At 48.8% G+C, this 24,865-nt stretch carries 29 protein-coding genes and 3 tRNA genes; 12 read left to right on the plus strand and 20 right to left on the minus strand.

The window, feature by feature from the left end; translation table 11 throughout:
* The first annotated feature begins 53 nt into the window (after nucleotides 1-53).
* The 9 genes from CI960_RS05790 to CI960_RS05835 all read left to right on the plus strand — a co-directional run bounded on the left by CI960_RS05790 (nucleotide 54) and on the right by CI960_RS05835 (nucleotide 4,396).
* A tRNA-Lys gene (locus CI960_RS05790) sits at nucleotides 54-126 on the plus strand.
* Between the two features lie 19 nt (nucleotides 127-145).
* Nucleotides 146-218 (plus strand) — tRNA-Lys (locus CI960_RS05795).
* Between the two features lie 15 nt (nucleotides 219-233).
* Nucleotides 234-318 (plus strand) — tRNA-Ser (locus CI960_RS05800).
* Nucleotides 319-591: 273 nt separating this feature from the next.
* Complete coding sequence (locus tag CI960_RS05805; protein ID WP_094582250.1) at nucleotides 592-1,821, plus strand: site-specific integrase; 1,230 nt, start codon at nucleotides 592-594, stop codon at nucleotides 1,819-1,821.
* Between the two features lie 84 nt (nucleotides 1,822-1,905).
* Nucleotides 1,906-2,436 (plus strand): ORF6N domain-containing protein, encoded by a 531-nt coding sequence (locus tag CI960_RS05810; protein WP_094582252.1) that lies wholly within the window; start codon nucleotides 1,906-1,908, stop codon nucleotides 2,434-2,436.
* 45 nt (nucleotides 2,437-2,481) lie between these two features.
* Nucleotides 2,482-2,778 (plus strand): hypothetical protein, encoded by a 297-nt coding sequence (locus tag CI960_RS05815; RefSeq protein WP_227195488.1) that lies wholly within the window; start codon nucleotides 2,482-2,484, stop codon nucleotides 2,776-2,778.
* A gap of 291 nt (nucleotides 2,779-3,069) precedes the next feature.
* Entirely contained in the window at nucleotides 3,070-3,603 is a 534-nt protein-coding gene (locus tag CI960_RS05825) for an antirestriction protein ArdA (protein WP_094582256.1), read from the plus strand.
* Nucleotides 3,604-3,680: 77 nt separating this feature from the next.
* Complete coding sequence (locus CI960_RS05830; RefSeq protein ID WP_005924228.1) at nucleotides 3,681-3,902, plus strand: DUF3873 domain-containing protein; 222 nt, start codon at nucleotides 3,681-3,683, stop codon at nucleotides 3,900-3,902.
* 11 nt (nucleotides 3,903-3,913) lie between these two features.
* On the plus strand, nucleotides 3,914-4,396 hold the full coding sequence (locus CI960_RS05835; RefSeq protein WP_094582258.1) for a hypothetical protein: 483 nt from the start codon (nucleotides 3,914-3,916) through the stop codon (nucleotides 4,394-4,396).
* A gap of 219 nt (nucleotides 4,397-4,615) precedes the next feature.
* On the opposite strand, the gene CI960_RS05840 is transcribed toward CI960_RS05835, so the two are convergent.
* The 16 genes from CI960_RS05840 to CI960_RS05915 form a co-directional block, all read right to left on the minus strand.
* A complete protein-coding gene (locus CI960_RS05840; RefSeq protein WP_094582260.1) occupies nucleotides 4,616-4,936 on the minus strand; it encodes a hypothetical protein in 321 nt (106 codons plus the stop codon).
* 6 nt (nucleotides 4,937-4,942) lie between these two features.
* Nucleotides 4,943-5,407: a DUF3872 domain-containing protein gene (locus CI960_RS05845; RefSeq protein WP_094582262.1), complete on the minus strand. Its 465-nt coding sequence runs from the start codon at nucleotides 5,405-5,407 to the stop codon at nucleotides 4,943-4,945.
* Nucleotides 5,408-5,420: 13 nt separating this feature from the next.
* The gene (locus tag CI960_RS05850) at nucleotides 5,421-6,002 is read right to left on the minus strand and encodes a conjugal transfer protein TraO (RefSeq protein WP_094582264.1); all 582 of its coding nucleotides are present in this window, start codon (nucleotides 6,000-6,002) and stop codon (nucleotides 5,421-5,423) included.
* A 3-nt stretch (nucleotides 6,003-6,005) separates the two neighbouring features.
* Entirely contained in the window at nucleotides 6,006-6,941 is a 936-nt protein-coding gene (gene traN, locus CI960_RS05855; RefSeq protein ID WP_094582266.1) for a conjugative transposon protein TraN, read from the minus strand.
* Nucleotides 6,942-6,981: 40 nt separating this feature from the next.
* Nucleotides 6,982-8,298, minus strand: a complete 1,317-nt coding sequence (gene traM / locus CI960_RS05860; protein WP_094582268.1) for a conjugative transposon protein TraM — start codon at nucleotides 8,296-8,298, stop codon at nucleotides 6,982-6,984.
* On the minus strand, nucleotides 8,276-8,563 hold the full coding sequence (locus CI960_RS05865; protein WP_094582270.1) for a TraL conjugative transposon family protein: 288 nt from the start codon (nucleotides 8,561-8,563) through the stop codon (nucleotides 8,276-8,278). The genes traM and CI960_RS05865 overlap by 23 nt, the downstream gene beginning before the upstream one ends.
* Nucleotides 8,564-8,567: 4 nt before the next feature.
* Nucleotides 8,568-9,191: a conjugative transposon protein TraK gene (traK, locus tag CI960_RS05870; protein WP_070751071.1), complete on the minus strand. Its 624-nt coding sequence runs from the start codon at nucleotides 9,189-9,191 to the stop codon at nucleotides 8,568-8,570.
* Nucleotides 9,192-9,211: 20 nt separating this feature from the next.
* Nucleotides 9,212-10,207 (minus strand): conjugative transposon protein TraJ, encoded by a 996-nt coding sequence (gene traJ / locus CI960_RS05875; protein WP_094582272.1) that lies wholly within the window; start codon nucleotides 10,205-10,207, stop codon nucleotides 9,212-9,214.
* Between the two features lie 18 nt (nucleotides 10,208-10,225).
* Nucleotides 10,226-10,852 carry a DUF4141 domain-containing protein gene (locus tag CI960_RS05880; RefSeq protein WP_094582274.1) on the minus strand — a complete coding sequence of 209 codons (627 nt, stop codon included), beginning with the start codon at nucleotides 10,850-10,852 and terminating at the stop codon, nucleotides 10,226-10,228.
* Nucleotides 10,849-11,205 carry a DUF3876 domain-containing protein gene (locus CI960_RS05885; RefSeq protein ID WP_094582276.1) on the minus strand — a complete coding sequence of 119 codons (357 nt, stop codon included), beginning with the start codon at nucleotides 11,203-11,205 and terminating at the stop codon, nucleotides 10,849-10,851. The genes CI960_RS05880 and CI960_RS05885 overlap by 4 nt, the downstream gene beginning before the upstream one ends.
* An 11-nt stretch (nucleotides 11,206-11,216) precedes the next feature.
* Nucleotides 11,217-13,730, minus strand: a complete 2,514-nt coding sequence (locus CI960_RS05890) for a TraG family conjugative transposon ATPase (RefSeq protein ID WP_094582278.1) — start codon at nucleotides 13,728-13,730, stop codon at nucleotides 11,217-11,219.
* Nucleotides 13,727-14,089 (minus strand): DUF4133 domain-containing protein, encoded by a 363-nt coding sequence (locus CI960_RS05895; RefSeq protein WP_094582280.1) that lies wholly within the window; start codon nucleotides 14,087-14,089, stop codon nucleotides 13,727-13,729. Before CI960_RS05895 ends, CI960_RS05890 begins: the two co-directional genes overlap by 4 nt.
* 10 nt (nucleotides 14,090-14,099) lie before the next feature.
* Nucleotides 14,100-14,396, minus strand: coding sequence for a DUF4134 domain-containing protein (locus CI960_RS05900; protein ID WP_004308755.1), 297 nt, complete (start codon nucleotides 14,394-14,396; stop codon nucleotides 14,100-14,102).
* Between the two features lie 170 nt (nucleotides 14,397-14,566).
* Nucleotides 14,567-15,196, minus strand: coding sequence for a hypothetical protein (locus tag CI960_RS05905; RefSeq protein ID WP_094582282.1), 630 nt, complete (start codon nucleotides 15,194-15,196; stop codon nucleotides 14,567-14,569).
* 2 nt (nucleotides 15,197-15,198) lie between these two features.
* On the minus strand, nucleotides 15,199-15,600 hold the full coding sequence (locus tag CI960_RS05910; RefSeq protein ID WP_094582284.1) for a DUF3408 domain-containing protein: 402 nt from the start codon (nucleotides 15,598-15,600) through the stop codon (nucleotides 15,199-15,201).
* Between the two features lies 1 nt (nucleotide 15,601).
* Nucleotides 15,602-16,384, minus strand: coding sequence for a ParA family protein (locus CI960_RS05915; protein ID WP_094582634.1), 783 nt, complete (start codon nucleotides 16,382-16,384; stop codon nucleotides 15,602-15,604).
* A gap of 541 nt (nucleotides 16,385-16,925) precedes the next feature.
* On the opposite strand from CI960_RS05915, the gene mobA reads away from it, so the two are divergent.
* From mobA to mobC, 3 genes are read left to right on the plus strand one after another with little or no spacing between them, the layout of a single operon-like run.
* Nucleotides 16,926-17,348 carry a conjugal transfer protein MobA gene (gene mobA / locus CI960_RS05925; protein ID WP_032535946.1) on the plus strand — a complete coding sequence of 141 codons (423 nt, stop codon included), beginning with the start codon at nucleotides 16,926-16,928 and terminating at the stop codon, nucleotides 17,346-17,348.
* Nucleotides 17,333-18,601 (plus strand): conjugal transfer protein MobB, encoded by a 1,269-nt coding sequence (gene mobB / locus CI960_RS05930; RefSeq protein ID WP_080714515.1) that lies wholly within the window; start codon nucleotides 17,333-17,335, stop codon nucleotides 18,599-18,601. The genes mobA and mobB overlap by 16 nt, the downstream gene beginning before the upstream one ends.
* Nucleotides 18,602-18,618: 17 nt before the next feature.
* Nucleotides 18,619-20,628, plus strand: coding sequence for a conjugal transfer protein MobC (gene mobC / locus CI960_RS05935; RefSeq protein ID WP_032535948.1), 2,010 nt, complete (start codon nucleotides 18,619-18,621; stop codon nucleotides 20,626-20,628).
* A 43-nt stretch (nucleotides 20,629-20,671) separates the two neighbouring features.
* On the opposite strand, the gene CI960_RS05940 is transcribed toward mobC, so the two are convergent.
* The 4 genes from CI960_RS05940 to CI960_RS05965 all read right to left on the minus strand — a co-directional run bounded on the left by CI960_RS05940 (nucleotide 20,672) and on the right by CI960_RS05965 (nucleotide 24,527).
* Nucleotides 20,672-21,688 (minus strand): nucleotidyl transferase AbiEii/AbiGii toxin family protein, encoded by a 1,017-nt coding sequence (locus CI960_RS05940; RefSeq protein ID WP_004309977.1) that lies wholly within the window; start codon nucleotides 21,686-21,688, stop codon nucleotides 20,672-20,674.
* Nucleotides 21,689-21,697: 9 nt separating this feature from the next.
* Nucleotides 21,698-22,399, minus strand: a complete 702-nt coding sequence (locus tag CI960_RS05945) for a DUF6088 family protein (protein WP_004309978.1) — start codon at nucleotides 22,397-22,399, stop codon at nucleotides 21,698-21,700.
* Between the two features lie 935 nt (nucleotides 22,400-23,334).
* Nucleotides 23,335-23,745 (minus strand): hypothetical protein, encoded by a 411-nt coding sequence (locus CI960_RS05960; protein ID WP_004309979.1) that lies wholly within the window; start codon nucleotides 23,743-23,745, stop codon nucleotides 23,335-23,337.
* A 155-nt stretch (nucleotides 23,746-23,900) separates the two neighbouring features.
* Nucleotides 23,901-24,527 carry a Crp/Fnr family transcriptional regulator gene (locus CI960_RS05965; RefSeq protein WP_077154777.1) on the minus strand — a complete coding sequence of 209 codons (627 nt, stop codon included), beginning with the start codon at nucleotides 24,525-24,527 and terminating at the stop codon, nucleotides 23,901-23,903.
* Nucleotides 24,528-24,865: the final 338 nt, after the last annotated feature.

Raw genomic sequence — 24,865 nt, forward strand, 5'->3', positions numbered from 1 at the left:
CGCAATCGAGAAACAAACGGTGGTTTGAAAAAGTAACGATAGCGAAACAGAATGACTTGGTAGCTCAGTTGGTAGAGCAAATGACTCTTAATCATTGGGTCGAGGGTTCGAGCCCCTCCCAGGTCACTCAAACAAATAACATGTTGACTTGGTAGCTCAGCTGGTAGAGCAAATGACTCTTAATCATTGGGTCGAGGGTTCGAGCCCCTCCCAGGTCACACGATTTACTTATTGGAAAGATGGCAGAGTGGTCGATTGCGGCGGTCTTGAAAACCGTTGAACTGAGAGGTTCCCGGGGTTCGAATCCCTGTCTCTCCGCTGAACGTGCTGGACAGAAATGGTCAGCAAATGGACAAAAAGCTACAAATCAATGATTTGTGGCTTTTTTTATTGCCCGAAAGTCCTGCTTCCAAGACTTCAAAAGTACGGTAAAAGACAAAGTTTCGTTACTAAATCGTTACCTATTCCCCGCCGGACAAAAACGGTAACGATTTGTCCTCAAATGACCTGATAATGACTTGATTAGTCCATAGTCTGCATAACTCGAAAACGAGAGGTAAAAATTAATTTTGCAACTAAAAAAAGTGAGTTATGAAATCGACATTCAAGGTTCTTTTTTATTTGAAGAAAGGTTCTGAAAAGAAAAACGGCGAGGTTATGATTATGGCACGCATCACCATAGACGGCAAACTTTGCCAGTTCAGTACGAAACAGAGCATCCAGCCCGACAACTGGAACACGGCTGCGGGCAAAGCCAAAGGCAGGGATGCCGGGAGGATAAACGCCCTTTTGGACGACATACGTTCTTCCCTGAATACCATTTACCACGAGATGCAGCGGCGTGACAACTACGTGACCGCCGAGAAAGTGAAAAACGAGTTTTTAGGTCATAGCGAGAGCCACGAAACAATCCTTTCATTGTTCCAAAAGCACAATGACGATGTGAAGCAGCTTGTGGGCATATCCAAGACGATAGCGACCTACCGCAAATATGAAGTGACCCGCCGCCACCTCGCTGAATTTATCCAAAGCAAGTACAACGTATCGGACATATCCATAAAGGAGATAAGCCCGATGTTCATTACCGATTTTGAGTTGTATTTGCGTACCGCCTGCAAGTGCGGCTACAACACCACTGCCAAGTTCATGCAGTTCTTCAAGCGTATCATCATCATCGCCCGCAACAACGGCATACTGGTGGGCGACCCTTTCGCCAGCTACAAAATCCGGCTGGAGAAAGTGGACAGGGGTTATCTGACAGAGGACGAGATAAAAATCATCCTTAAAAAGAAAATGGTTTCCGAACGGCTGGAACACGTCAGGGACTTGTTCGTCTTTTCCTGTTTCTGCGGTTTGGCTTACAGCGATGTCGCCAACTTGCGGCAGGAGAATATCCAAAAGTCTTTTGACGGCAACCTTTGGATAATCACCAAGCGGGTAAAGACCAACACGGACGTGAATGTCCCCCTGCTGGATATTCCTAAGATGATTTTGAAGAAGTACAAGGGCAAGTTGCCGGACGGCAAGATACTTCCCGTAATCAGCAATCAGAAGCTAAACGCCTACCTGAAAGAGATTGCCGATATATGCGGTATTAAAAAGAACCTGACGTTCCACCTTGCCCGGCACACGTTCGCCACGACCACCACGCTGTCAAAGGGCGTACCCATTGAAACGGTATCCAAGATGCTGGGACACACAAACATAGAAACTACGCAAATCTACGCCCGCATCACCAACAGCAAGATAGGCAGCGATATGCAGGGGCTTGACAAGAAGTTTATCGGCATCGAGAAGATTTACAAGGAAGTCGCCATGTAATCTTGATTATTGGGAACTGGTCACAATTTGTGACCAGTCCTTACTATTATTCCAACATTGCTAAATCTCCTAAAATATACGATTATGGACTTGCAGATTATCCAAAACAAGATTTTTGAGGTCAGAGGTTGCCGGGTGATGCTCGATTATCATTTGGCAGAACTCTACCAAGTGGAAACACGAGCCTTGAAGCAGGCGGTCAAGCGCAATATCGAGCGTTTTCCGGGTGATTTTATGTTTGTACTCACCCAAGAGGAAGCTAACTTGCTGTTATCCATAGGGGTATCACAAAATGTGATACCCCCTGCTTACAACTTCGGCGTTGCTATGCCTATGGCTTTCACCGAGCAGGGCGTAGCCATGCTTTCTTCGGTTCTCCGCTCCAAAGTAGCCATAGAAGTAAACATTTCAATCATGCGGGCTTTTATCCTCATGCGCCAAATGGCAATCGGTTACGAGGAACTGTCAAGGCGCATCGAGGAACTGGAGGTAAGCACCGATGCGCAGTTCAACGAACTGTACCAAGCCCTTACCCAGCTTCTAAGCCAGTCGAAACAACAGAAAGAACGCCGTCCGGTAGGTTTCGTTACCTATAACCGTGACAAAAACGAATAGGTAACGATTTCGGTAACGAAATTCCGCCTAACAAACTATATACCAATGAAGTACATTCTTCCACCTTGCGGGCAGTCCACCGACTACCCGCATTTTTATATCCTTTTCCAACTGGCACATTCCCCGAAACGCCAGCCGTGCGTGGCATGGCTGACCGTATTCCGTGAAAAGAGCCGTTGGAAACCCGCACAAGCGTATTGCAAGCAAGCTCACAACACCCTTGCCTTTCCCGCCCGCATGGAGTGTTCCCTAAAAGATGAAAGAGAACAGGCACTTTTCCCCGGTTTCCCTATCTGTAAATCTTCCTCTTACGCAGTCCCCCAGCCGGGACGGTCGTTTTAATCATTTCAATAGGCAAAGGTAGTTACGTGTTCTTCACGATTTTGCAAGGTCGAGCCGTTCCGGTTTGGCGAAAAAATCTTCCCTGCCTTGCGAGGTATTTTTTGCCCAAAACCTTGCAAACTCTAAACACTACCCTTTTACGCCTATGTGAAACGAAAACGACCGACCCGACCGGAAGACGCATAAAAAAAAAGTCGGATTTACGGGAAACAGGAAAAAAGTTCAGTGAAACTTCAACTCCCTCACCTCTCAAATCCGCATAAAATTAAAAACTTAAAAAATTACAGCAATATGGAAGCAAAGGTATTATCGGAAGCAAAAGTTTATGTAGGCACTTATGCCAAGTACAACAACGGTTCATTGTCCGGCGCATGGCTCGACCTTTCGGACTATTCGGACAAGGAAGAATTTTATGAAGCCTGCCGGGAACTTCACAAGGACGAGGAAGATGCGGAATACATGTTTCAGGACTGGGAGAACGTGCCGGAGGGCTTAATCGGCGAAAGCTGGATTTCTGAAAACTTCTTCGCCCTGCGTGATGCGGTGGAGGATTTGAGCGACACCGAGCAGGAAGCCTTTTTCGTGTGGTGCAACTATAAAAGCCATGATTTGGGCGAGGAAGATGCGGACGACCTTGTACGTGATTTCCGGGATGAATATCAAGGGGAATATGACGATGAAGAGGATTTCGCCTATGAAATTATCGAGGAATGTTACGACCTACCGGAGTTCGCAAAGACCTATTTCGATTATGAAAAGTTTGCCCGTGACCTGTTCATGTGCGATTACTGGTTTGATGACGGCTTTGTGTTCCGTGCGGCATAACAACCAATCCGGGCGGGGTGTCAAAGCCCTGCCCGCTAAAAACAACCAAGTTTATAACCCTAAAAAAATAAGACATCATGCAGTCACTTAACAAAAACGGGGTGAGCATCACCCAAACACCGGGAGAAGAAAAGTTCGTGAAATGCCGTTTAGGGGCTTTCAGGGGACAAATTTATTATCAATATGACTACCGCCACACGGACGGCGAACTTTTCAGTACGGTAGCCAAAACGCTGGACGAGTGCCGCCGCAGGCGTGACGAATGGGTAGCGAAGAAGAACGGAGTAATAAACAAGTAAATTTTAGGGACATGAAAACGACAGAAGTAAACAAGGAGCTTATCGGCAGGCGTTGCGAGTGTATTTTTACGGGCTTAATGGTAACGGGCGTTATCGAGGACACAGAAGAAAACGAACACACCATAGAGGTAAAAGTCCGTTTCGACCACCCGCACCAGTGGGGCGATGATTTGTATAATGATGTGTGGGCGTGGGGGCGCAAAACTGACGAGTTCGGCACGCTGCACCATTTGCAACTGTTGGAGGACAAACCGGACTTTCAGATAATGACGGTAGTTTTCGGCGAGCCAATCAGCCGGATAGACCGCAGTGTTTTTGAAGATGTTGCAACGTGGGGTGTCTGTTCCCTGCAAGGCTGGGTAAACAGCTATGAAAGTGTCCGGTTTGTAGCCATAGACGACCATACGGCAATCATCACGGGCGAATATAACATGGAGCAGGTAAAGGTGTGGTTAGAGAGATACACGTCCATAAAGAGCCTTAAAACCAGTTGATAGAGAACGGCGGCTGTTTGCCGCCGCCACTTTCTTTCGTGAGTGCCGGAAAATAAAGTGGCAAAGAAACCCGCCCTGTTCCCTAACATGAAAAGTCCACCCGCCGAACTATCAGCGGGTGGACTGCCATAACATACGCATTGCGTATCATTCCCTATTTGGTGTCCCCTGTCTATCGTTGCTTTTCACGTATATATGCAACCGATAAGGAAATAAAATCTATAAATCTTCATGTTGGAAGAATTTTACACCAAGTATGCACACGGTTTCTTCTTCCTCGGTGTCATATTTCCATGTCCGCTTAGTGACAAGCATTTCCGTGTCGCAATCGAACCATACCATTACGGGCGCATCATCTTCTTCGTCCGCCCATTTGAAAACCTGATTGGACGGTATTTTCCACAATTCAGCACTGTCACGTTCGGAAATGCAGTCCTTATCCACAATGATGATGTCACCTACTGCCGGAACTGTATCCGTTTCCAACGTGGTTTCTATATACCACGAGATACCTTTTATATCCAATTCTATTTTTACCATGTCATTTTATTGTTTAGGGGTTATCGTTTCCGTTTCTTCCTTGCTGTTGTCATTATTGAACGATAGCGAAAGTTGCTGCATCTGCCCGAAGCTGTCGATGATATAAATGTCAATCGTCTGCTGGTCTGTCGATGCCGAGGTATAATAGAGCCTGAACGTTTCTTTTTCCAGCGGGTAAAGGTCATTGGGCAGGAACACCGTGCCGTTATCCATTTCCAGCTTTCCTTTGCCGTCCGGCTGGAAATACCTTATCTGATAGGTAGTCGGCTGATAGTAGCCCTCACGCACCAGTCGGCAGCGTATTTCGGCGGTTTCCCCGACTTTCAGCCTTTTGGGTACTGGCAGCGTTTCGATGCTGAACGGGTACGCCTGCTGAATATCCAAGTTGTCATTACAGGCGGTGACAAGCACAAGGACGGCCACGATGCAGCAGCCCATGATGATTTTATACATTACATTCTTCATATACATTATTATATAGCGGTCAGTTGATAATGAATTTCAGCCCCAAAGATACCTGCGTGTGGAACTTCCCGATGTCCGAGCCGAACAACGCCCGTTCCCTTGCGTTCAGTAGCAGAGCCACCCGGTCAGTCAGGTAGGCTTCCAGTTCCAGCGTCAGCGCACCGCCGTAGATGAAGCAGTCCTTATCCAGCAATGTAGAGCCGTCCGGCAAGAGCTTTTCGCTTCGGTTGCTTGTTTCGTACCCGGCGAGAGCCGACAAGCCCAATGAAAGGAAAAAAGTCTTTCGCCTGTCCGATAGGAATTTCAGGTAATAGCCGCCCTCTGCGGTGAACTGTTCGACTGGTATTCTCATATCCTTGTAGTCATACTTCTTGTGCAGGTATTCGCCGCCAATCACCCAGCGGTTGGCGTTCTTGGCGTAAACGCTGTACGCCGCCCCGATGTGGTAGGCGAAATCACTGCCAGCGTTCCAATGCACCCCGTCCGCCATGCCTGCCGTGACCTGCAAGCCTTTCATGCCCGGCAGGTATCTTTGTGCGTGTGCCTGAAACGAGGTCAGGCACAGCGCAAAGAGCATCATTATAAAGATGTGTCTTTTCATTCCCTATTTGATTTTGAGTTCGTCAATCACTTCTGCGTTCACGATGTCGGCGTTTTCCACCCGTATGGTCTGATGCCGCCCGCCGTTCTTCTCGTAGAGTTCCACGACCAGCAGCTTGTCGTCAGGAATGGTGAACTTCGGCAGGGCGTACACCGTGCGCACGGTACTTTTTCCTGCAATCTCTACCACCTCGTTGTAGCTGCGTACCGCATCCAGCACCGTTTCCTGAATAGCCGTGCGCTTGGGTACTTTCTTATCGATTATCTTAAACTTGATGAAGTCCGTATCGAAAGGCACGTTGGAACTGTTCTTTGTCTGCGTGTGTACATAGAGCATCCCGTTATAGGTGTAAATCCCCTTGATTAAGAACTGTATGCCGAAACGCTTGCTACCCAAGTGGCGCACTTTCCGGTCATTGTTCTTGTAGATACTCTGCATTATCAGCTTCACCAGCAGCGGGCTTTCATTACCCAGTTCCCGGAAATAGATGTTCATGCGGGTATGCGAAAAGTCGCTGGTGTCCTCGTTCTCCAAGAAGTCTTTCATTTCGATGTTGAGCATTTCCGGTTCACGTGCATATTTGGCGTTGAATGAAAAGAAACTGCCGTCCTCGCAAATGACGGAGAAGTTCGTTTCGCCCGGAAAGCCCTCTGTCGTGGCTTTCACCCGGATTACGTTCTCCGCACCGTCCGCCTTGCCCGCTATGATGTGGTTGCTTCCCAAATCCACGTAGCGGACGGCGGCGGGGAAGATGATATGCACCGTCTTGGCAAAGGTCACTTCCACGCCGTAGGGCGTTACCATTTGTCGGTACGGGAGTTTCCGGGTAATCCCCCGGTACAAGTCGTTGCCAGCCGCATACTTCACTGTGTCGGTTTCCTGTGCGTTTGCCGCACACACGCCCAGCAAGAGGGCGAGCAATACAAAAATCTGTTTCATTGTCAATTAAAATTTTAGTGGATGAATATTTGTTGAGTAATTATTGCTGTTTGGCGTAAAGCATCACCCTGTACCCGGCTTTCAGCTTCACTTTCACGGTTCGGAACTTCTTGGCGAGGTAGCCGGACGTTCCTTGCAGCAATCCCCTTGTCACGTCCATAGCCACCTGCTGCCCGGCACTTTGGGCAAAGGAAATGCTTGTACCCAGCCCGCTTCCGATATTCGCCATAGCTTCGTTGAACGCTTCCTGCTCCATAGAGGACGGTACGGACAGCCCCTTTTGCCCGTCCGTGTCGAACACGGCGAGTTCCACCGGGATGATGTTGCCAGCGTACTCAATCGAGGACACCAGTATGTCGAGCCGTTCGCCCTGCACCTTTGCCGTTCCCGCCACAAGGGTATTCTTCGGCACGACTATGTTTCCCGCCTGCATGGGTTCGAGCAGCCGTAGTTTCACCGCCTGCCCGTCCACCAGCGTTTGGTCTTGGTGGATGCAGGCGGCTACCGTGTTTTTTCCCATAGCGTACCCCGTACCCACTGCCGTGTTGAAGCCGTAGTTTCGTGGCTGGCTGTAAGCCCGGATGAAGTCGGCATCGCTCATGGGCTGCTGCAATCCCGAAACGGTCGTTTCCCGGATAGCCTGCACCGCCACCGCATCCGGCTTGCGGTCAATGCCGCCCGTTACCGGGACTTGTGCGATTTGTCCCTGCCCGCCGTTCATGTACTTTGCCGCCAGCTCGTAGGACTTTTCCAAGAGTGCCATTTGGTCGTCAGCCGTAGGTGTGGCGTTCTGCTGCTGTTTCAGTCGGTCGGTCAGTTCCGCCACCTGCCGCTTCAAGTCCTCTTTTTCCTCGTCCACAGGGGGCGTTTCGTAGAACGTGCTTAGCTGGCGGTTGATGTCCCGGTAAGCGTATGCCGAAGAAGCACCGCCGCCCCTTTGTGGCTTCGGGTCTTCTTCCGGCATCAGGTCGATTTCCGCTTGCGGTTCTTCCGCTTCATCGTTCCCGGTGAAACCGAAGTCCTGCAAGGACTGTATCTTGTCCTGCTGTTTGCGGCTTATCATCGCTTGTTCGTAAGCCTTTTGCTTGTCGGCTATAATCCCGTCCTCTGCGGGCAGGGGTATGTCGGCGTTGAAGCCGCCCACGCTTTCCACATTCACGTCCTCTTTGCCGGAGGGTGCGAATATCAGGTACATGCACCCGGCAAAGGCAAGGAACATCAGCGGGAAGACTATCATTTTCCTGCGCTGCTGCACCTGCTGCGGGGTAAGTTCCCGTTTGGGTTTATCTTCCTTTTTCGGCTTCCCGTCCGCCTGCGGTACGGTCGTGCCGTTCTCATTCTTCTGTACTTCTTCCATATTGCGGTCTGTTTAACGGGTTGATACTGTCGCTATCGTGTAGCGGGTATTGTTTGATGTGTTCTATTTGCAGCCTTTGCCCGTCCCGTTTCCCGATGTTGTAGATTGATGAAACGGTAATGTAGATAGACAAGCCGCCAAAAAAGAAGAACATCACGAGGATAACCGCCAGCCTTTTGCCCGGCGTAATCCGTCCGCACATTCGGCGCAGGTGGTCGTCCACCCAGTCCTGCACCTTTCCGATGTAATTTCGTTTTTTCTCCATAAAGCTATCTCTTAATGGTTTGCAAATCCTTGTTCTCGGTAATGGTGAACGCTTCGATGATGAAGCCGTGCGGGTTGTTGTCGCTCCGTGTGGCGTTGAGCAGGCGGCACGAGGTCACAAGGCTTCGCACCGTCAGGCTGCTTTCCCGGACAATCAACTGGCGGGCATACGTGTTCACCTTGTAGGGATACTGGTCGAAGTCGCACTTCACGCTGTCAATCTCCACCGTCTGCGTGACGTTTCCGGAAATCACCCGGTTATAATACCCCTTTTCCGCCAAGTCCTTGTAATAGTTGAAAGCGGTCTTGTCGGCGAGGAACAGCGAGCGTTTGATGTTGCTTTCGATAGCGTCCTTGTCGGGTGAGAGCGTGAAGAAAAGCTCGTGGAAACGCCGCACGTGCGACTTGGCTTCCACGGGTCTGTTCTGCGCCATGTCCTGCGAGAGTGCCAGCATCAGGCTTTTGCCGTTGTCGAGGACGTATATCTTCTGCCGCTGCTTTTCGGCGAAGCTGTACGAGTTCCACACGGCAAAGCCCGTCACCAGTGCGCACAGGCAGATGAATACCAGCGCAAAGAGCCTGATTTGCCGGAAACTCGTTTCGATGTTCGTTAATGACTTAAATTCCATATACTAAATATTGATGTTGTTTATTTGAGTAGTTTTCCCGAAACCTTTCCGCCAGCCGCACCGACCGCAGCCCCGGCGACTGACCCAGCCCGTGCCACGTTGCGGTTATAGGCAGACGTACCGCCAGCCGACACTATCCAGCTTGCCACCGTTGGAATGGTGAAGTAGCCCACGATGCCGATAATCATAAAGATTACATACACGGTGCTGCTCCCGTCAGGAATGAAATTCGGGTCTGAAAGTTCCTGAATGTCCTTTTGGAGCATCAGCGTTTGTATGCGTGCCAGCACGCTGCTGAACAAGTCCGACACGGGCAACCACAGGTAAATGGAGATATAGCGTGAAATCCACTGGGTCAGCGTGCTTTGGAAACCGTCATAGACGGAAATCGCAAACGCCAGCGGACCCAGTATGCTCAACACGATTAAAAAGAACGTGCGCAGCGTGTCAATAATCAGCCCCGCCGCCTGAAAGAGCATTTCCAGCAACTCCCTGAACCAGTCCCGGACGGACTTCTTGATATTGTAAGCCGCCCTGTCCATGTACATACCCGTCATAGTCACCATGTCGGAGGGCGACCAGCCCAGTTCTTCCAGTTGCCTGTCAAACTCCTCGTCCGATGCGAGGTAAGCCGTTTCGGGGCTTCGCATCAGGGCTTCATATTCCAGTCGGTCTTTCTGCGCCCGGTATTCGTTCATGTCGAAAGTCTGCGTTTCCATAAGCTGGTTGCACCCTTTCACCACTGGCGACAGCACCGTGTTGATAGTACCCAACACGAATGTTGGAAAGAACATGATACACAGCCCCAGCGCAAAGGGGCGCAGGAGCGGGTACACGTCTATGGCTTCCGCCCTTGCGAGCGACTGCCACACTTTGGCGGCTACATAGAACAAAGCTCCCAGCCCGGCTATCCCTTTGGCTACCCCTGTCATGTTGCTGCACAAGGGCATCATTTCATCGTACAGCACCCGCAACACTTGGTGCAGGTTGTCAAAATCCACTGCTGCTAATAACATAGGCATACCGATTTGATGTTACCAGTAGCGTTCATCCGCCGAGCCGTAGAGAGCCAGCACCCGGTCGGTGTCGTTTTTCTTCTTTGCCCGCAGGTAGGACACGGATATGTTCTTTCGGGTGTAGTAGTTCACGAGGTTGCGGTAGTTGAGCAGGCTTCGATAAGCGTTGTCGATGATTACCAGCCGTTCAGCATCCGTCAGCGACATACCCGTGACGTTCACTACATTCTTCAAGTCCTGCAACACGTCCGCACTTTCGGAGAGCAGCTTGGCATACCCGGCTGAAATGGCGGTGAGTTCATCCGGCGTGTAGTTCGGGTCTGCCAGCATGTTCTGGTAGTTGCGCACGTAGATTTCGGAGATTTCCGCCACCAGTTCAATGGACTTCTTCACCTTGATGCCGCCCTTGACAACATCGTGTACCGCTTTGAGCGCATCGTAATAGACTTTTCCCTGCTGGAAAATCTTCTGCGCTTCCATGAAGCCGTCCAGCGTGTTTTTAGCTGTGGTGGAAGTCTGCACTATCTGTTTGGTGGTGTTGATGATGCCCTGCGCCAAGTTGCCGGGGTCTGACACCACCCACTGTGCGGATGCCTTGCCGATGAAGCAAAGGCACACCGCCATAAAGAGAATTGTTTTCTTCATCTTTTTCTGTTTTTAGGGTTTGTAACTCGTTTGTATTCGCCGCCGGGTGAAAGGGTTATCCGGTCACGTCCCTTGTCATACGTCAGCAGTATGGCAAAGCCTGTTTCTATAAACAGCTTTCCGTCCCGTTCCGACACTTGATAGGCGGTTTCCAGCACCCTGCCCCTGACATTCGCTTTCCGGGTGACGGTGTATCTGCCGCCCGTTTCCGAGAGCGTGAAAGCCGGGTGTCCCTTGACGTGTACCCATTCGCCACGCATTTTTTCCAGTTGTTTTTCCCCGCTGACAGTGCAGCCAGCCAATGACAGGCAGGCGCATAGTAGCATGGGAAACAGTCTGTTTGTCCGTTTCATGTTCCTAATTTTTAAGTTGTTGATGATTGGGGGTTACGTTTGCTTTCGGCAAGCCGTTTGATAGCCAGTTCAAGGTTGCCGCCCAGCTTGTCGGCAAGTGCGAACAGTTCCATTTTCTCGCTTTCCTCTGTCGTGAAGGTGTAATATTCTTCCAACGAAACTTCTGTGGCATATACCGCCGACTGCGTGCCGCCCAGCGAGAAGAAAACTTCCTTGTACTTCCGTCCGGGGTGGTTCGCCATGTTGATAGACAATATTTGCGAACGCTCCTTGTCGGTCAGCCCCAAGAGGTTCTGTATGCTGTCGAACTTGTTGAGATATTTTCTTTGGTCTAACAGGATTTTGCAGTCCGAGTTATTGATGATACTCTCTTTCACGATAGGGGAAGAAATAATATCCTCTACCTCTTGCGTTACCACAATCGCTTCCCCGAAATACTTTCGGACGGTTTTGTATAAATATTTTATGTAGTCCGCCATGTTCGCCGATGCAATCGCTTTCCACGCTTCCTCGATTAGTATTAACTTCCTTATTCCCTTTAACTTGCGCATCTTGTTTATAAAGGCTTCCATGATGATGATAGTTGTTACCGGGAATAAAATCTTGTGGTCTTTGATGTTATCCAACTCAAAGACAATGAAGCGTTTATGCAGCAAATCCAGTTCCTTGTCGGAGTTCAGCAGGTAGTCGTACTCACCGCCACGATAGTACGGTTCAAGCACGTTCAGGAAATTGTCAATGTCAAAATCCTTTTCCCTGACGTTCTTCTGTTCAAGCTGTCGGCGGTAATCATCCCGGACAAACTCGTAGAACGTGTTGAAGCAGGGCGTTACCGAACGGTCTTTGCCTGTCAGTTCGATATAGGCACTCACGGCGTTTGACAACGCCACTTCTTCCGACCGCTTCGGGGCTTCATCGTCCCGCTTCCACAGGGTGAGTATAAGGGTCTTGATACTCTCTTTCTTCTCTATGTCGAATACCCCGTCCTCGACATAGAACGGGTTGAACGCTATCGGGTTTTCGTTGGTGTAGGTGAAATAAATCCCGTCCTCGCCGTGCGTGCGGTTGTGGATAAGCTGGGACAGCCCCAAGTAACTGTTACCCGTATCTACCAGCAGCACGTGCGCGCCCTGCTCGTAATACTGACGCACCATGTGGTTGGTAAAGAAAGACTTACCCGACCCGCTCGGCCCAAGTATGAACTTGTTTCTGTTTGTCGTGATGCCTTTCTTCATGGGCAAATCCGATATGTCGATATGCAGCGGGCGACCGCTCACCCTGTCCACCATTTTGATGCCGAACGGCGAAAGCGAACTCTTGTAGTTCGTTTCTTCCACGAACAGGCAGAGAGCCTGCCCCAAGAACGTGTAGAAACTTTCCTCTGCGGGGAAGTCCGCTTCGTTTCCGGGTATGCCCGCCCAAAAGAGCGTGGGCGTATCGACCGTGTTGTGGCGTGGCTTGCACTCCATTAGCGCAAGCTGGCTTCCCACATCGTTGCGTATGCGTTTGAGTTCGTCCCGGTCGTCACTCCATGCCATGACGTTGCAGTGGCAGCGTACCGATACAAGCCCCTTGCTGTGCGCTTCGTTCAGGTACTCGTCTATCCATTCCTTGTTCACTTGGTTGGCACGGGAGTAGCGGGAGAGCGATTGCATATTCCGGGCGGTCTGCTCGAAGTTCTTCAGGTTTTCGGCGTGGTCGTCTATGAAGATGAACTGGTTATAGACGTGGTTACACGACAACAGCACGCCCACCGGGGCGGCAAAACTTAACCTGCAATCGCTTCTGTCGGTGGAAAGTTTCTCAAATCGGCAGTCCGTCCCGACCTTTCCGGGCAAATCTTCCACGTCCGAAAGCGTGTGCAGGCACAGTATATCGTCCCCGACACGCATTTCTTCCGGGTACAGCCCGATATCTTTCAGGCAGGTGGTATCTGTCTGCGATAGCGAGAAGTATTTCTCGATGATGCCCGCCTTTCCGTCCTGCCCGGTGATTTCCGATGCCGCCAGCCGGGTAAGGGTGACAAACCCGCTGTCGTTCATAATCCGTTCAAACTGCCCGACCGCTTCGATGAACTTTGCCGCCGCTTCCTTGTCGGCTATCTCCTGCGGTACAATCCTGCCCCGGCATAGGGTGGAGAAGTCGCTCTGTCGGCGGCTTCTCTCCCTTGTCGTCTTTGTCAGGAACAGGTAGCAGTAATGGTTCAGGAACGGGCGTTCATTGAAGTGCCGTTCAAAGGAGCGGCTTAAAAAACTAAGCTCGTCCCTTTCCGTGTCGGGCTGGTAGTTCTCCTTGATGAAGAAGTCCTGCTTGTGTACTATGGAGTAGTCGGGCAGTACCTTGATTGCCTTATACCATGCCGAATGTATGGCTTCGTACTCGGCACTGGTGACGGTGAACAGTTCGGGCAGTTCCACCCTGAAAGCCACCGTTATGTCCGCATCCTTTGAAATGATGCAGCCGTTCTCCACCGCCAAAAGGGGGAATTTCCTTTCCAGCGTGGTAGCCTTTAACATATTTCTCATGGTCTTTCTTCCTTTCTTTTTTTGTAGGTGAATAATCGGGGTATCGCCTTTCGGCTGATAATGAAGCGTGGATGCCGTTTGCGTGCGGCGGCTTTCATCAGCCCGTGCGTGCCGTACTTGGCGTTGAGCCGGAACGTCTGCCACACGAGCAGCAGCGAAGCCGACACGATGAAACCGATACATAGCCACTGGTTCACGCCTGCCATGAACAGGACGATGAACACCACGAAGACGGCGAGCAAGCCGCCGCAAAAGATAAAGAGGTACTGGCTTTTCAGCCCCTTGAACTCCACGGGCTTCCCGACACCCCTGTTTACCTGATATTTTTCGGGCTTAGCCCTCAACAACTCGTCAGACATAGCCGCAGGTTTAGAGGAAGAACGAGCGCAGGATAGTGGCGGCTACAATCAGGAAGATGCACGCCCCGAACCAACTGGCGGCGGTCTTACTGGTATCGGGGTCGCCGCTTGAAAACTTGTTATAGACTTTTACCCCGCCAATCAAGCCGCATACCGCCCCGATTGCGTACACCAGTTTTGTTCCGGGGTCGAAATACCCGGTGATTAGGTTCGTGGCTTCGGTGATGCCCGCCTGCCCGTTTCCTTGTGCGTAGGCACTTACCACGGCGGCAAGTATAGCCGCCGACAAGAAGATTTTCTTTCTCATTGTGATTTGTTTTTAATGCCGGGCGGCGGGTGGATAGTCCGCCTTTCCCGGCTGGTGAATAATTTGAAATTTTAGTGGTCGGGGATAGTCCCGTTTGTCTGTTTGGTTTTCAGGTTGCCAATCAACCGTAATCACGCTGTTTCATGCTGTCAGGCTTATACATTATTATATTACAGGAAATCGTTCATGTCGAACGCTTCGTGTTCCTTGCTTTTATTGCCAGCTTCGGCAGGGACAGCAGCCGCAGCCAGTTCCGCTTCGTTGCGTCCCAGCAGTTCCGCCACCTTTGCCAGCCCGCCGTTGATGTTCTCCACCACCGCATCGTAGAGGTTCGTCCCCTCAATCCTTGCCAGTGTTCCGGCGGCTTGCCGCTGTTCCGTTTCGGTGGGGTTGTCGGCGTTCGCCGTGCGCACCGCTTCGCCCAGTTCGTCAAAGCTCACGCCCGTAGCCCGCCCGGTATCATCGTCACCGTCCATGTACCCGGCTATTTCCTCGTCCTCGTAGTCGGGTTCGTCATTCTCGTAACCGGGCGTTTCTTCCGGCAGTCCGTCAGCCTGCGGCGCAAAAATAGTATCATTTTCAGCCGCTTGCGGGAGGTGTCCCGATTTGTCCTGCGCTGTCCCGATTAGTCCACCCTTGTATCGGCTTTCACCTATCAGCGTGTAGCCTGAAACCCCGTTTCGTGGAGGCGGCGCATCATCCGTTTTGCCCGGTGATGTCCGGCTGTCCGTGTAGCGATACCACAGCCACAGGGCGATGTAGTACACCAAAAGCCCGGTAAGTATGCAATGGATTACCATAGTCAGACAGGCTTTTGGAAGTGGCTTTCATACAGGGTGTTTATCTCGTCTTGGTACTGCTCGAAGTGGCGCAGCAGAATGTTTTCCACGTAGCTGCTTACCGTCACCTTTCGCCCGCCTATCACCGTCACGATACGCATCAGCTTCTCATGCGTGGTTCGGCTCACGTACAAGGGCTGTCGGTCTGCCAGTTCCACTTTCTGAAAGTAGGTTTCCCGGTAGTCGCCCGAACCGCCCTTGCGCTTGCGGGGTGTCGGTTTCTCCACCCGCACCGTTTCTGTTTGTGTTTCTTGCGGTGCATCATTCGTCTTATTATTATCTTGTTTACTGGGGACACCCTGCGAGATAAGTTCTTTCATAAAATCCTCGTCTATATTCGGCATCCCGCCGTTTTGCTTTGCCATATCATTGTAATTTGATGTAGTACGTTATTTCGGTTATCAGTTCTTCCAAGTTGCTTCCCCTCACCAGCGGGCGGCTGGCGGGAAAGAGCGTGGAGCGGAACACCGCCTTTTTATCCGCCACCAGTTCCTTTTTGTAGCGTTTGGTATCAGGGATAAAGGTTTTCATCAGCGGCAGTTCCAGTTCCTTAATGGTCTTGTCATAGGCGGCGTAGAGGTCTGTTTTCTCCCGCCCGTCCACCATGTTCCAAAAGAGGTACAGCCCGGCAAGTCGGCAGGCTTCATTCTTCACCAATAGCTTTTGGATAGCCATTGCGAACGACAGGCTGCTTTCCAGCACCACCTTGTCGGCTGAAATGGGGGTGAAGATGTAGTCCATGCCCGCAAGGGAGTTTATCACGCCCTCGCTGTTCACCGTACCGGGCAGGTCGAAAAAGACAATATCCGGCACGTGTCCGGCGGCTATATATTCGTCAGCCGTTGCAATCGCCTTTTCGGGCGAACTGCACAGTACCGGGTAGGCTTTCTTCCCCAGCCGGGTGAACTGTTCATACGCCATGCGCTTGTAATCTTCATCCGCCCCGACCTGCTCGGCATCCCGCTTGCGCATCCCGGCAATGGAGTGCTGGGGGTAGTCGCAATCGACCACCGCCACATTGTAGCCTTTGAGGTAGTATAGGTAACTCGCCGCCAGCACGGTAAAGGTGGTTTTGCCGACCCCGCCCTTTTGTGTGGAAAAGGCGACATAAAGGGGTGTTTTCTCGTTTTCCATATTGCTTCCGTTCATTATTGGTTGATAGATAGATTTATTTATTGCTTTCATTCATTCATTCTTTCCATATTGCAATCTTGAAATATTGCAATCTTGAAATATTGAAAGACTGTTTTATTTCAATCTTGTTTTCCAGCTTTCATTCTTTCTTGAAATATTGAAATCCTGCAATCATGCTTTCTTGAAATCATGCTTTCAATCTTGAAATCCGATGCAAAAAAAGGGAGAAAAAACATCCCCTGAAAACCTTGTCCCGATTTGTCCTGCACTGTCCCGATTTGTCCACCAACTACCTATTTTCCAGCATTATAAATCACCGTTACTTTGCAGCGGAGTAACGAACCGCAGGGGGTAGGGGTGTAAAATCAGGCTGGTGCATAACCGGGCTTACCGTTTCACGCTAACCCCAATCCGTCCGTGACGGATTTCGATTTTCGTCAGAAAATAGCAAGGTGTGTTTTGTAGCATACAAAACCGTTTTCCGTGCCTGAAAACGCCTTGCCCCTTGCGGGGGTAAAAATCACTCCGAAGTCGTAATTTTTTAATCCAAAGAAGCATGGAAACAAGAAGAACCAACAAGGGCGGTCGCCCCGCCCTCGCAGACCCGGCGAAGCATCGCCATGTCCTTTACCTGAACGACCGGGAGAACGCCCGTTTCCTCTCGCAGTGGGAGCAGTCGGGCGTCACGAGCAAGTCCCGGTTCATCGCTGCCCGACTATTCGGCGAGCCGTTCCGGGTGGTGAAAGTGGATAAGTCGGCGGTCGAGTATTGCGCCCGGCTGACCGAATTTTACGCCCAGTTCAGAGCCGTGGCGGTCAATTATAACCAAGTTGTAAAGGCGTTGCATAGCAATTTTTCGGAGAAAAAGGCACTGGCTTTTCTCTATAAACTGGAAAAGGCGACCACTGAATTATCTATGTTAAACCGTCAGGTTATCGACCTGACAAACGAGTGCAAGGAACTATGGTTGCCAAAATAAGCACTGGCGGCAATATGTTCGGCGCACTGGCGTACAACCAAAACAAGGTGGACAGCGAGGAAGCAAAGGTGCTTTTTTCCAACAAAATGCTGTTGAGCGAGGACGGGAATTTCTCTATCGGCGAGTGTATGCGCAGCTTTGAAATGCAGATGCCCGTCCAGCTTTCCACCAAGAAGCCGATACTTCATATTTCCATAAACCCGCACCCGGAAGACGTGCTGACCGACCAGCAGCTTTCCGACATCGCACGGGAGTATATGCGGAAGTTGGGCTATGGCGACCAGCCTTATTTGGTGTACAAGCATACCGACATCGACCGCCACCATATCCACATCGTGGGGTTGCGGGTGGACGAGAACGGCAGACCGCTGAATGACAGGTTCGAGCATCGGCGCAGCAAGCAAATCACCCGTGAACTGGAAAAGAAATACGGGCTGCACCCGGCAGAGCGAAAGGAACGTGCCGAACGTCCGGAACTTAAAAAGGTGGACTATGCCGCCGGGGACGTGAAGCACCAAATCGGCAACACCGTGAAAGCGGCTTGTTACGGCTACCGCTTCCAGTCGTTCGGGGAATATAAGGCTTTGCTTGCCGCTTACAACGTGTGCGCCGAGGAAGTCAAAGGCGAGATAAACGGCAAGCCCTATCAGGGCATTGTCTATTCCGCCATGAACGACAAGGGCGAAAAGACAGGCAACCCGGTAAAGGCTTCCCGCATCGGCAAGTCGGTAGGTTATGAAGCGGTGCAGCGCAGAATGGAGAAATCGGGCGAAGCAATCAAGAACGGGAAATTGAAAGAACGCACCCGGAAGATTGTAGCCAATGCCATGCAGACCGCCCACAGCCGCAAGGAACTGGAACAGCAGCTAAGGAAGCGGGGCATTGACGTGGTATTCCGTCAGAACGACAGCGGGCGCATCTATGGCGTTACGTTCATCGACCATGACAGCCGGGTGGTGCTGAACGGTTCACGCTTGGGCAAGGAGTATTCGGCGAACGTGTTCAACGAACGTTTTTCGGGCGAAACCGGAAAGATACACCAGCCCGAAGTGGCAGCACCGCAGCAAGACCAGCCCACGCATCAGGAACAGCAGGGCTTCACGCCGAAAGCCGACATCGTTTCGGGCGTGGCTTCCGTGCTGGGTGCTTTCGGCGGTTTGCTGGGCGGCGGTGCATCAGGCGGTGACGAGCCGCAGGACACCGCCCGCCAAAAGAGAAAGAAGAAAAAGAAGCGCACAAGGCACATCGACTAACTTAAAAACATACAATTATGCAGCAAGAGGATGATTTGAGAGGGCTTGCAAGGGTCATGGACTTTATGCGGGCTGTCAGTATTCTATTCGTGGGAATAAACGTGTACTGGTTCTGTTACTCCACCCTGAAAGAATGGGGAGTGACCTTTGAAGTGATAGACAAGATACTGTGGAACTTCCAGCGCACCACCGGGCTGTTCTCGTCCGTTCTTTGGACAAAACTTTTTGCGGTGGTGTTCCTCGCCCTGTCGTGCATCGGCACTAAGGGCGTGAAAGAGGAAAAGATAACGTGGACGAAGATACATTGCAGCCTTGCGGCGGGTGTCGTGTTGTTTTTCCTGAACTGGTGGCTGCTGGAACTTCCGCTGCCACATACGGCGGATGCCGTGTTTTATATCGCCACGCTTTCGGTGGGCTATATCTGTATGCTCATGGCGGGTACGTGGATGTCCCGGTTGTTGAAAAACAACCTCATGGATGATGTCTTTAATACCGAGAACGAAAGTTTCCAGCAGGAAACAAGGCTTATCGAGAACGAGTATTCGGTAAATCTGCCTACCCGGTTCTACTATAAGAAGAAGTGGAACAATGGCTATATTAACGTTGTAAACGTTTTTCGTGCGAGCATCGTGTTAGGAACGCCGGGCAGCGGGAAGTCATACGCAGTAGTAAATAATTACATAAAACAGCAAATCGAGAAAGGTTTTGCGCTCTACCTGTATGATTATAAGTTTCCTGACCTTTCGGAAATCGCTTACAATCATTTACTTAACCACTTGGACGGCTACAAGGTTAAGCCGAAATTTTACGTTATCAATTTTGACGACCCACGCAAGAGCCACCGATGCAACCCGATAAATGCCAGCTTCATGTCGGACATTGCGGATGCCTACGAAGCAAGCTACACGATAATGCTTAACCTCAATCGAAGTTGGATAAGCAAGCAGGGCGATTTCTTCGTGGAAAGTCCGATTATCCTTTTGGCGGCTATAATTTGGTATCTCCGTATCTATCAAGGCGGTAAGTATTGCACGTTCCCCCATGCCATAGAACTGTTGAACAAGAAATACGCCGATGTATTCACCATTTTGCGCAGCTACCCCGAACTGGAAAATTACCTTTCCCCGTTCGTAGATGCTTGGGAATCGGACGCCCAAGAACAGTTGCAGGGGCAGATTGCCAGTGCGAAAATCCCGCTTTCAAGGATGATTTCACCCGCCCTTTACTGGGTTATGACAGGTGATGATTTTTCACTGGACATCAACAACCCGAAAGAGCCTAAAATCTTGGTTGTCGGCAACAATCCTGACCGCCAAAATATCTACTCGGCAGCATTGGGACTGTATAATTCCCGTATCGTGAAGCTGATAAACAAGAAAGGTCAGCTTAAAAGTTCGGTGATTATAGACGAGTTGCCAACGATTTATTTTCGTGGACTTGACAATTTGATTGCTACGGCACGAAGCAACAAGGTAGCGGTTCTGCTGGGCTTTCAGGATTACAGCCAGCTTACCCGTGACTACGGGGACAAGGAAAGCCGGGTAATCCAAAATACTGTGGGCAACGTGTTCAGCGGTCAGGTAGTCGGTGAAACGGCGAAAATCCTTTCCGAGCGTTTCGGAAAGGTGTTGCAGAAACGGCAGAGCATGACAATCAACCAACGGGAAAAATCCACCTCGATAAGCACCCAAATGGACAGCCTGATACCCGCCAGCAAAATATCCAACCTCACGCAAGGTATGTTCGTGGGGGCAATAGCGGACAATTTCGATGAACGGATAGAGCAGAAGATTTTCCACTGTGAAATCGTGGTGGACAATGAAAAGGTGAAGCGGGAAACCGCCCGTTACGTGAAGTTGCCGCAGATTATCGACTTCACCGACAAGGACGGCAACGACCGGATGCAGGAGGAGATACAAGCCAACTATGACCGCATCCGTCAGGAAGTCAGGCAGATAGTCGAGGACGAGATAACCCGGATTAAGAACGACCCGGAGTTATGCCACTTGATTAAGGAGGAAGAATAGCTATATATAATAATGTATGGAGTGAAGAACAGCCGATGTAGCTTTACGGTTGTTCTTCATTTTGCTTTTTGGTGCGGTAGGCTTCAAAACGCACTAATATTTCGTGCAGGTTCTTCAATGCTTCCACAGCCTTGCCTATCGGCGGCATCTTGCTTTTGTCGAAAGTCAGTTTCTTCAAATCGGTAGTGTACGCCGTAGCCACTTCGGGTAACGCCATGACCGCTTCGGCATCCTTGAATATCGGTGCATCAGCCAGCGACAAGTGCGAACGGGAGTTTTTATTTAGTCCGTCCTCTATCGTCACCCGGTACATGGCATCCAAGAAATCTTCCGAATGTAGGTAATCGTTATATTCCTGATTGTGGTAGAGTGCCGACAAGTCGTAAACGTCACGGATATGCTTTGCCAACAGTGCGGCTGCATCCTCATTGTAAGACAGCTTTACCAGCCTTGAAACCTTGTCGCAGATAGTCTTTCGGGGGTTGATACACTGCGTTTCAAAACTTTCCAGCCCGTAGGTGCTTATCAGTTCCTCTTGCCCGATGCTTTCAAGAAAGGCGGTCACAATCGGTTTGATAACCCGCTTGTCCGCCGGGTAGAACATCAGTTTTTTGTCCGGCAGGTCACAGGATTTTATCTCTACTTCCAAATGTTCTTTCAGTCCCACGCCTTGAAATACATTGTCATACGAGAAATACAGTTTACGGTAATTACCGCCCGTTTCCGACAAATCTTCCTTGTATATGTCACTATTGAGTTCGGCTATGTATTTGGAAAGTTTCTTGTTCAATGTCTTTTCTGCCTGCTTGGACGCACCTTTATCACCCGTGAACACGAACAAGTCCAAATCTTCCGAGAAACGTTCTATCAGCCCGTAGGCTTTGGAAAGTGAAGTTCCGCCTTTGAAGTAGGTCTTATCCGCATATTCGGACATGGAAATATCCCGCAGTATCTTCGATACCCAGTAATCCTTTTCCACGTGCGACTGCTCGTAGCCGAAATGGTCAGCCGCCAGTGCGATAATTTCCTTGAACGCTTCCTTGTCCGAATGTAAATTCATATTTCTGTCCTATGCTGTTTTATAATCCAAGTTGAACCGTGTCGTGGGAAGAATGGTCTTTGCCATTTCCGTTTGCAATACGGTTTGTCTGATGTCGCCCAGTATATCCGCCACCACCTTTCTGACACGTGGCGGGTAACTTTTCGCCAAAGATACGATTTTTTCCAGTTCCGGCAGGCTGTACCCGTTGAAATATTGGCTTTTGACCCGGTTGTAGATGTCCTGCCCGGTTGTTCCGGGTATGCGCTTCATGTCCTTTATCGCATCGAGCAGCCGCAAGTACGGGACAAGGCTTTCATCCGGATAGACCATGCAGTAGGCTTTCACGCACTCTATATCCAAGTTCTTGAAACGGAAACGGCGAACCGGGTTAGGAGTGGCTATCGTTATGGTTGTGGCTACCTGTTCGGTCAGCCCCATTTTGTTATAGATGTAAGCCCCCGTGATATAGCCGTTCAGTTTTTCAGTCAGGTAGCGGAACTGTTCATCCTGATAGACAGGCAGCTTTCCCAGCCCCAGCACTGATTTCTTGGGACGGTAGTACGCCCCCTTTTCAACCCGTACCAGTACCCCTTTGCGGCTCTGTTCGGAAAGTAGCACCGCAACATTGGCGGTCTTTTCCGTTTCAAACGACAAATCCCGGAACGTGAATATACGCCCGGTATCTATCCGTTCAATCTGCCCAAGTATCTCTTTCCTGAATGAAGCCATATTTATGTCCTTTGTTTCTATCTGCAAAGATAGTATATTATGTAATCACCTGCAAAAACATAACAAAGATTTTGCCGAAGATGTTTTCTTTTTGTCGTGTCACCTGATAATAGGAGAATAACGGAAACTCAATCAAAGGCTTGCCAAACGCTTCACAAATGGCTCACAAGTATAATGCGATTTTTGTAAAATGCTGATTATAAGCCGAAAACAATACTATACAAATGGCTCACAAATGGCTCGTCTAAAGCAAGCGATTAACTTCGGTCTGTACCCGTTTTAAATCTCCAACCAACAGTTGGAGATTTACCGCACCCGGATAATTTCAAGCTCCGCAGGACAAATTCGGGCATCCCTTGCCCCCGTTTTTAGTCGCTATCTGTAGACTGGACTATTATTATACCATTCAATAATCAAATCATTATCGTTATTATGGACATTTAAAGTGAAAAAGATATTCCTATAATGATTAAAGCAATAGATGCAAATATGTATCTATATCTTTTTGTAGAAAACATTGCTCCTATACAAGAGATAGATACAGCAAATTGTATACATTTTAAACTTAACTCTGTAGTCTTAAATATACACATAGACAAAAAAGATAATGCCAAAACAAATAGTATAGCATTCAATATATATTTCAGTTTCATATTCCTTTGATTTACATTGACCTTATTAGCAGTAGCATATAAATTGCTCATCCTAACCCAATAACCAATCCTATACAAAAGAACAAGGTGAATCTCTTTTCCTTGTGTTTCAGCCCATAGACCAGCCCGATAATAGCACATAAAGGAATATTAGATGAATCTGCATTTTTTCCTTTATTTACAAGGTATTTATGACTTTCTTTGCTCAATTTGCAAATCTCACGGTTCTCATTGTTCTGTTGTAGCATACATTTATGCAACTTAATGTTCCCATGATTCAGTTTAATCTATTTTCTCTAATTCAATTGTAGCTACTTTCTCTTTATCTGGACTAATTTCATTCTGTATAATGGTTATATGTTTTTGGGTATAGCTTTTGATAATCCAAGGGGCTCCACCCAAATATAAAGCATTGCTATTAAATGTGATATATTTCCCTTCTATTGTATAAGTAATATCAATTTCATCGTAACCTTCCCAATTTACTTTCCCTTTCCGAGTATCTACAAATTGCATACCGACCCCCATATTTTGTACTGTCCAAGCCTCACAATGCCCTGTTCCACGCCATGAAGTCTGATAAAGTGCTTCGGGGGTTAATTCATTTGTCTGTTCATTATCATCGTCGCAGCTTATAAAGCTGAATGTACAGAGGAATAGCATAAGTATTCCAAGAATTTCTTTTGTTTTCATATTCTTTTTTTTAATCCCTTGTTTAACTCATTCAATCTTTATTTTGTCTCTTCGTTGAACCAACCAAAGATAAGACAAAGATAAAAAGAAGAATTCTTTGGCAGATTAAGATACTCTTGGAATATTGTTATGAATGTAAATTTCTAAACCTATGTTTATTTTTTGTTGTCAAAACTTTGCTTGCGTCTGATTCGGCTCATGTGTATGGGTGTAATTTTAAGGTAGGATGCTATTTCTTTTAGTGATACCATTTGAAGGATTGCAGGGCATTTTTTTAAAAGTTGGAGGTAACGCTCTTCCGGTGTGAATCTGAATAAATCCAAATAACGTGAATATGATTGGAAAAACATCTGTTCGGCTGCGATACGGGCTATCCGTTGGTTTTCATTATTTTCCTTGAATTTTTGCTGTAAGAATGTAGAAGAACAGATGTAAATCTCGCACGGGATTATCGCCTGTATATTCAATTCTGATTTCATGCCATATAAGCAAGTGGGATAATCGGCTATAAATTCATTTGGAAAGGAAAAACCGACATTATACGGCTTGTTTTCTGTCCGGTTGGTGCAACTGTATTTGACTACGCCTGATAAGATAAACCCGAAGAAAGAACAGGCATCACCTTCATGGAGAATAAACTCATTCTTTTTATAATGTCGTAACTCTCCATGTTTCAGACACAACTCCTTGAAGAAGTCTATGTCTATGTTACTCATATATGAATTGAATTCGGCTATCATTTGTATATAAAAGAAATGTATAAAAAATATCTGAATTTCCATGTTTGGAGTTTAGTCTGTTTTTTGTCTATATATCCAAACCGTACTAAACTTTTTTCTGTTGACTGCAAGATATAAGTACTGGCGAAAAGAGTAAGAATAAAAGGTATTTCTTTTTGACAGTATTACTTTTAATAATTTGAGGAGGAAATAATACTCTAAGTAAAGGCTTATTCTACCGTCCGAGAGCTTATTTTGCTCCAGCTTGGGGTTTTCTTTCGTTTTATTTTCTAACATTGCCATTGTTTAGAGGTTTTATCTCGATTTAGGTGCCGTAACCGGGTAATTACACTAAATAGTTGATTTTCTTTTGTTTTTTGCGGATGCAAAGGTACAAAAGA

The organism is Parabacteroides sp. CT06 (assembly GCF_002257605.1).
Classification (GTDB): Bacteria; Bacteroidota; Bacteroidia; order Bacteroidales; family Tannerellaceae; genus Parabacteroides; species Parabacteroides distasonis.